This window comes from Olsenella sp. CU969, from assembly GCF_905219715.1.
Classification (GTDB): domain Bacteria; phylum Actinomycetota; class Coriobacteriia; order Coriobacteriales; family Atopobiaceae; genus Granulimonas; species Granulimonas faecalis.
Map to the genome: position 1 here is coordinate 35,520 of NZ_CAJMXC010000010.1, position 6,821 is coordinate 42,340.

8 protein-coding genes are annotated in these 6,821 nt (G+C 72.2%); 2 read left to right on the forward strand and 6 right to left on the reverse strand.

Annotation, left to right across the window (positions count from 1 at the left end):
* Nucleotide 1 precedes the first annotated feature (1 nt).
* The 4 genes from JX283_RS08765 to tilS form a co-directional block, all read right to left on the reverse strand.
* Complete coding sequence (locus JX283_RS08765) at nt 2–1,006, reverse strand: ATP-dependent metallopeptidase FtsH/Yme1/Tma family protein (protein WP_370583395.1); 1,005 nt, start codon at nt 1,004–1,006, stop codon at nt 2–4.
* A 57-nt stretch (nt 1,007–1,063) separates the two neighbouring features.
* Nucleotides 1,064–1,399 (reverse strand): hypothetical protein, encoded by a 336-nt coding sequence (locus JX283_RS08770; RefSeq protein WP_204829154.1) that lies wholly within the window; start codon nt 1,397–1,399, stop codon nt 1,064–1,066.
* 54 nt (nt 1,400–1,453) lie between these two features.
* A complete protein-coding gene (gene hpt, locus JX283_RS02280) occupies nt 1,454–2,002 on the reverse strand; it encodes a hypoxanthine phosphoribosyltransferase (RefSeq protein ID WP_204829155.1) in 549 nt (182 codons plus the stop codon).
* Nucleotides 2,003–2,028: 26 nt separating this feature from the next.
* Nucleotides 2,029–3,531 (reverse strand): tRNA lysidine(34) synthetase TilS, encoded by a 1,503-nt coding sequence (tilS, locus tag JX283_RS02285; protein WP_204829156.1) that lies wholly within the window; start codon nt 3,529–3,531, stop codon nt 2,029–2,031.
* Nucleotides 3,532–3,624: 93 nt separating this feature from the next.
* Between tilS and JX283_RS02290 the strand changes: the two genes are divergently transcribed.
* On the forward strand, nt 3,625–4,431 hold the full coding sequence (locus JX283_RS02290; RefSeq protein WP_204829157.1) for an MBL fold metallo-hydrolase: 807 nt from the start codon (nt 3,625–3,627) through the stop codon (nt 4,429–4,431).
* Between the two features lie 90 nt (nt 4,432–4,521).
* Complete coding sequence (locus tag JX283_RS02295) at nt 4,522–5,130, forward strand: hypothetical protein (RefSeq protein ID WP_204408009.1); 609 nt, start codon at nt 4,522–4,524, stop codon at nt 5,128–5,130.
* A 150-nt stretch (nt 5,131–5,280) separates the two neighbouring features.
* On the opposite strand, the gene JX283_RS02300 is transcribed toward JX283_RS02295, so the two are convergent.
* Nucleotides 5,281–5,490, reverse strand: coding sequence for a hypothetical protein (locus JX283_RS02300; protein WP_135977987.1), 210 nt, complete (start codon nt 5,488–5,490; stop codon nt 5,281–5,283).
* The coding region (locus JX283_RS02305; RefSeq protein ID WP_204829158.1) for a PASTA domain-containing protein at nt 5,487–6,821 on the reverse strand (1,335 nt) is incomplete at its 5' end. The genes JX283_RS02305 and JX283_RS02300, both read right to left, overlap by 4 nt.

Here is a 6,821-nt window from a genome sequence, read left to right on the forward strand (position 1 = left end):
CCTACTCGNGGAAGGCNATGGTGGTGCGCTCGAGCTCGGACACCACGCGGCTCTTGCGCTCGGGGCCGGCGATGACGCGCTNCATGGCCTCCTCGATCTCCTCCATGCCGATGGCGTCCTTGTCGCGCCGGGCGGCGAGGAGGGCGGCCTCGTTCATGAGGTTGGCGAGGTCGGCGCCGGTGAAGCCAGGGGTGAGCTTGGCGAGGGCGCCNTACTCCACGTCCGGCTCNAGAGGCTTGTTGGCGCTGTGCACCTGGAGGATTCTCTCGCGGCCCTTGACGTCGGGGCGGTCCACCGTGATCTGACGGTCGAAGCGCCCGGGGCGCAGCAGGGCCGGGTCGAGGACGTCGGGACGGTTGGTGGCGGCGATGAGGATGACCGTGGCGTTGCCCTCGAAGCCGTCCATCTCCACGAGGAGCTGGTTCAGGGTCTGCTCNCGCTCGTCGTGGCCGCCGCCCAGGCCGGCGCCGCGCTGACGGCCCACGGCGTCGATCTCGTCGATGAAGACGATGGCGGGCGCAGCGGCCTTGGCCTGCTTGAAGAGGTCGCGCACGCGGCTGGCGCCCACGCCCACGAACATCTCCACGAAGTCGGAGCCCGAGATGGAGAAGAAGGGCACCTGGGCCTCGCCGGCCACGGCCTTGGCGAGCAGCGTCTTGCCGGTGCCCGGAGGGCCCATGAGCAGCACGGCGTGGGGAATCTCGGCGCCCATGCGCTGGAAGCGCTCGGGGTNGACGAGGAAGTCGCGGATCTCGCGGATCTCGGCCACGGCCTCGTCGATGCCCNCCACGTCGNAGAACTTCACCGTGGGCCGNGTCTCCTNGGTGGTCTTGGCCTTGGTCTTGCCAAACTNCATGGCCCCGGAGTTCTGCCCCTGCATGTGGTTCATGAAGTAGAACATGAACACGATGATGATCACCGTGGGCAGGAGCGCGAAGAGGAAGTCCATGCCGGCCCTGGCGTCGCTCGTGTCGACGGTGAAGTCAGTGTCGGGGTGGGCGGCCATGAGCTCCTCGAGGGAGTCGGCCCCGGCATAGGAGCTGGTGAACGAGACAAGGTCGGACTAGCTGCCCACCTTGTCCTGCTCGGCCCAGTAGGTACCCGTGACCGTGCCCGACGAGGACGACCAGGTGGCGGCCTTCACGCGGCCGGAGTCGACGGCGGCCACGAACTCGCTTGTGGACAGCCGCCCGCCGTTCTTGGGCGCGGCCTGCTGGCTCTGGCCGGCGGCGTCACCGGTGGTCTGGGTCCCCTGGGGCTGGCCGACGCCGCCCATGGACCAGAACAGGTAAGCCGCGCAGGCCACGAGGATGAGAACGTAGAGAAGGCTCGAGCGGGACGGGCCGGGCCCCTTGCCCGACGGCCCCGTAGGTCTTCCCGTGGGTTTTTGATCGGCCATGTGGTTACCCCCTGCCGGTCCGAAGGGCCCTCCCCGTTGCTGGGCGCGCTCGCCCTAGGAGTAGCACTCCGGCTTGAGAACTCCGATGTATGGAAGGTTGCGGTAGCGCTCCGCATAGTCCAGACCATACCCGACGATGAACTCGTTTGGCACGTGGGCGCCCACGAACCTGGGGACCACGGAGCAATCACGGTCGTCGACGTCCTTGACGAGGAACGCGGCCACCTCCACGGAGGCGGGGCCGCGGGACTGCAGCATGTTGATGAGGTACGACAGGGTGAGGCCGGAGTCGAGGATGTCCTCGACGATGATGACGTGGCGGCCCTCGATGCGGGAGTCGAGGTCCTTGAGGANGCGCACGACGCCGGAGGACGACGTGGCGTCGCCATAGCTGGAGACGGCCATGAAGTCGATGGTCAGCGGCGCCCTGATGGCCCGNATGANGTCGGCCATGACGACCACGGCGCCCTTGAGGACGCAGACGACCAGNGGGTTCTTGTCGGCGTACTCCTCGGTGATCTCGCGGCCCATCTTCTCCACGATGGCNGCGATGTCCTCCTCCGAGAAGACCACGCGCTCGATGTCGGGGTGCAGCTCTGCCATGACGGCTTCNTCTCCTCGATGCCTCTTCATGCGCCGTGCAGGTTCAATACTAACAGGGTCTTTGTGGCGGGCCCCACACGGCTGCGCTCGTCGGCCCGCACGCCGGCCACCCATACCACGGGGCCTGTGGCACCGGTGCGCACCACCGGCACGGAGGCGCGATCGCGGGCCGGCACCCGGACGTCCTGGAGGAGGTCCGAGAGCCGCTTGGACTGGCCGTGCATGCCCAGGGGGCAGAGCACCTCGCCCGGCTGCGGCGACGCCACCCAGAGCCGGCCGCCTGTGGGCGACACGCAAGAGGCCTCGGCGTCGAGCATGGCCGAGGACGCGCCGCGCTCCGAGGCGAACGTGCGGGCGAGGCCGGGCGGGTCGTCGGCGCCCGAGACGGCCACGAGCGACGCCGTGAGGGTGCGGCCGTCGCCGAGGTCGAGGGTGCCCGGGACGTCGAGCCACGCGCCACGGAGCACGGCGACCCCCTCGCGGCCGCGAATGCGGAGCAGCCCGTACTGCACCGAGACGTCCACGCCGAGGGGCGCCGTGAACGACCCCTCCCCCGCCGTCACCAGTGCCAGCACCCGGGCGATGTGGCGGGCCTCCAGCCGGGCGCCCGGAGCCACCTCGAGCAGGGNCATGCGCACCACGCGGCGGGCGACGGCCACGTCCATGGCGGCGAGGCGCCCGGCGTCCAGGGTGCGGGCGCCGGGGTCCGCACGGCGGCAGACGTCGCGGAGGGCCCGGGCGGCCACGGAGGTCATGAAGGAGTCCTCGTCGGCCATGAGGTCGCACGAGGTGGCCACGGCCTCCACGAGGCGGGGGTTGCGCTCGGCCGCGGCGGGCACCACGACGTGGCGCACGTAGTTGCGCAGGTAGCGGGTGTCGGCGTTGGTGGCGTCCTCGCGCCAGACCACGCCGTGCATGCGCAGGTAGTCGCAGAGGTCGTCGTGGGTGCGGTCCAGAAGCGGGCGCACGATGCGGTTGCGGCGCCGGGGGATCGACGAGANCCCCGACGGGCCCNCGCCCNTGAGCGCGTTCATGAAGAAGGTCTCGCAGCGGTCGTCGGCCGTGTGCCCGGTGAGGATGCGCGCGGCCGATCGGGGGCAGCCCACCTCGGCGCAGAGGCGGTTGGCGAGCCCCGTGGCCTCCTCGTAGCGCACCTGACGCGCCACGGACTCGAACGACTCTCCCGGCGTGGCGTCGGCGAGGGCGGGCACGTCCACGAACCGCACCGTGCATGGGATGCCGTGGCGGGCCGCGAGGTCGGCCACGAACTCGGCATCCTCCTCGGCGTCGATGCCNCGGAGGCCGTGGTTCACATGGAGCACGTGCAGGCGCTCACGGGCGATGGGGGCGCAGCCGCGGCCGTCGTCGACGTCGAGGCTCGATGTAGCCGCCATGAGGAGCAGGGCACAGGAGTCCGCCCCACCGGAGACCATGAGCACCACGGGGGCGCGCAGGGCGGGGTCGCCGGCGGGAGCGGGGNGCGAGAAGCGCGCGGTACCGGTGCCGTAGCGTTTGGCGACGCTGGTCATGGGGTCCTCCTCGGGCGGACGCGGGGCTCAGGGACAGCATTGAAGTGTAGACTTGTGGGGCCCGAGACACCGCCCCGCCCGCGAGGAGGCCCCATGGAACGCCTGCTGACCTTGCACGTCCTGGCCTCCGGGTCCAAGGGCAACGCCTACCTGGTCGAGGGGCCCGACGGCTCCCTGCTGGTGGACGACGGCCTCTCGCGCAGGGAGCTCCTGCGCCGCGGGGCCGAGCTGGGCGTGGACGTGGAGGCGGCCTCCGCCTGCGTGGTGACCCACGAGCACGGCGACCATGTGCGCGGCCTGGCCGTATGGTGCCGCCATTGGCGCGGTCGCCTGGTCTCGAGCGAGGGCACGGCCACGGCGCGGCCGGCCATGGAGGCCCTGCCCTTTGAGACCGTCGTGCCCGGCGAGGGCTTCTCGGTGGCGGGGCTGGAGGTCTCCACGTTCCCCACGAGCCACGACGTGCGCCAGCCCATGGGCGTGACGGTGCGCTGCGGTGGCGACGCCGTGGGCATCTGCACCGACACCGGCGTGCTGACCCCCGAGGCCGCCCGCGCCCTGGTCTCCGTGCGCATCCTCGCCCTGGAGTCCAACCACGACGAGGCCATGCTCCGGAACGGGTCCTACCCCGCCTACCTCAAGGCCCGCGTGGCCGGCGAGCGCGGGCACCTCTCCAACGCCCAGGCGGCCGCGGCGCTGCCGTCTTTGGTCACCCNCGAGACCGAGGCCGTGGTGGCCATGCACCTCTCGCAGGAGAACAACCGGCCCTCCGTTGCCGTGCGGTGCCTNGCGGCCGCGGTGGNCGCCGAGCCGCTGGACGCGCTGGGAGTGCACGCCGCCACGCCCGACGGCCGCCTGCGGGTGCTCGCGGCGGCGCAGGACGCGCCCGTGTCGGTTTTCTAGCGGGTGCCTGGAGGAGCGTCGCCCGCGGCGGGGCTCTTCTAGAATGACGTGAACACACCAAGCCGAGCGGCACCGGGGACGGGAGCGACCATGGCAGAGCACGAGCGGACCGAGCGACCCACCACGGGGCCCGCCATCCCCAACCTGGGGCGCACCCAGCGCGTCACCGGCCTCGACCTGCCCGACTTCGACGACGAGCCGCCCACCGTCTCGGCCCCCACGCCGGAGGGCGACCTCTCGGCCGTGGACCCCGCCTTCGAGGGCGACCTCGACCACCGCTCCCCGGACCCCGAGCTCGCCCGGCCGACCAACACCGCCCCGCGCCACGCCGCCCCGGCGCCGTCCGTGGGCCGCAGCCGCGAGGCCTTCGTGCGCGAGCCGGTGCCCCACGTGACCCAGCCCGCGGTGGACCTCATGGACGAGGACGACACCGAGGGCGCCATCGACTACGCCCACGAGTCGGGCTTCACCACGCGCCGCGGTCCCGTGCTCTCCGGCGCCGGGTACCGCCGCAGCCGCGCCGACGAGAAGCGCTTCAAGAAGGACCTCAGGTACGGCCAGTACCTGAGCGTGCCCAAGGGCCGGCGCGACCTCTTCTCCTCCAAGCGCCAGACGCAGCGGCGCCGCGTGACCATGGCCCTGGCGGCCGTGATCGCCCTTGCGGTGGTGGCGCTGGTCGTGTGGCTGGTCGTCCGCTAGGACCCCGGGGCCGCCGCCGGCAGACGGCGCGTGCCAGCGGCGCCTCGTGACAGCGGTGCCTGGCGCATCTGTCACTTCGATTATTTTACTATTGATAAACCCCGTGCCCCCGGGCCTCGCACCCCGTCTTCTCTCAAGGGAGGCGGGNCGTCACGCCCAGGGGTCCTCCTCCCAGAGGGGCTCCGGCTCCGGCCGACGGTCGCTCCAAGGGTCGTAGCCGTCGTCGTCCTCGTTCTCCGCGCGGCAGAACTCCCGGTCGCGGCGTTCGGTCCCGCGGTGCTCGCCCTCGCTCCGCCGCCGGTCGCCGCCCGGCGCACCGGCGGCCCCCGGCACGGCCGCGGTCCCGTGGCCCGCCGTCACCGCCCAGCCTCCCCCACGATGTAGGACGCCGCCAGGTTGGCCATGGAGTCGCCGTAGTGCCCCAGGTCCACCGACTCCTTCTTGAGGTTGCCCTCCAGCGCCTCGGTGGGCGCCGCGCACACGGCGGCCTGGACCGCGTCGCCCTGGCGCCACACCACCACGGCCCACACGGTGTCGCCCGAGGTGCCGGCCTTGGCCACGAAGTCGGGGGCGTCCTTCATCTTGGGCGTCACGGTCTGCGGCGTGGCCACCGTCGTGGTGCCCGACGACGCCTTGAGGCCGCAAGCATTCATGAGCGCGTTGACGCACGACTGGTCCACCTTGAGGGTGCCGACGTCGGCGGGGGCGCTCTCCTGCGTGACCTGCAGGCGCACGCCGTCGACGGAGGCGCCGGCGGCCAGGGCGTCCGTGGCCCAGAACTGGAAGCCCTCGTAGCGGGCGAAGGGGTTGGGCCCCACCACGACCTCGGGGTCGGCCGCGGGTCCGGTCCACGTCANGGTGGCGGCGTTGTCCTTGGAGGCGCCGTAGCGTATGGAGTAGCCGCGATCGCGCAGGTAGGTGGAGAGGTCCTGCGGCCGGCAGGAGAGGTACTCGGTCACGGCGTAGGGGGTGGAGGGGTACGGCGAGCTCACGTTGAGCGTGACCGTGGCGCCCTGCTTGAGGGTGGCGCCGGCGCCGGGGTCGGTGGACACCACGGTGCCCGACTCCTCGTCGGAGGCCACGAGCANCTCCTTGGGCGTGAGCCCGGCNCGCGCCACGGCCTCATGGGCCTCCTCGCTCGAGAGGCCCGCGACGTCGGGCACGGTGTAGGGCTGGGCCACCACGAGGGTCACGACGTCGTTCTCGGTCNCCACGGTGCCGGCGGCGGGCGACGCCGAGATGACCGTGCCCTCCTCGCTGTCGGAGTTCTCGTACTCGATGCGCAGGCGCGCGATGCCCCGCTTCTCCAGGGCCTGCTTGGCGTCGTCGAGGTTCATGCCCTCCACGTCGGGGACGGAGCGCTCCACGCCCACGCCCAGCGCGACCACGGTGCCGGGGTCCACACGGCGGCCGGGGGCCGGATCCTGCTCCACGACCTTGCCCACGTTGCCGTCGGAGACCACGTCGGACGTCGCCACCGAGAAGCCCCCGTCCTGCAGGAGCTGGGTGGCCTGGGCCTGGTCCATGCCCACGGTGTCGGGCAGGGTGCGGCCGCCCCAGAGCTCCATTCGCCAGGTGACGAAGGCCGCGAGCAGCGCCAGGGCGGCGAGGAACACGGCGACGGCCGAAACGAGCCCGAGCCGGGACGAGCGACTTTTGGCAGCGGCGGGCTCCGGGGGCACGGGGAAGAC

What these genes read in the sequence shown, in the direction of transcription:
- JX283_RS08770 (WP_204829154.1), bottom strand. Translation starts at nt 1,399, where the DNA reads ATGGCCGATCAAAAACCCACGGGAAGACCTACGGGGCCGTCGGGCAAG.
- JX283_RS02295 (WP_204408009.1), top strand. Translation starts at nt 4,522, where the DNA reads ATGGCAGAGCACGAGCGGACCGAGCGACCCACCACGGGGCCCGCCATC.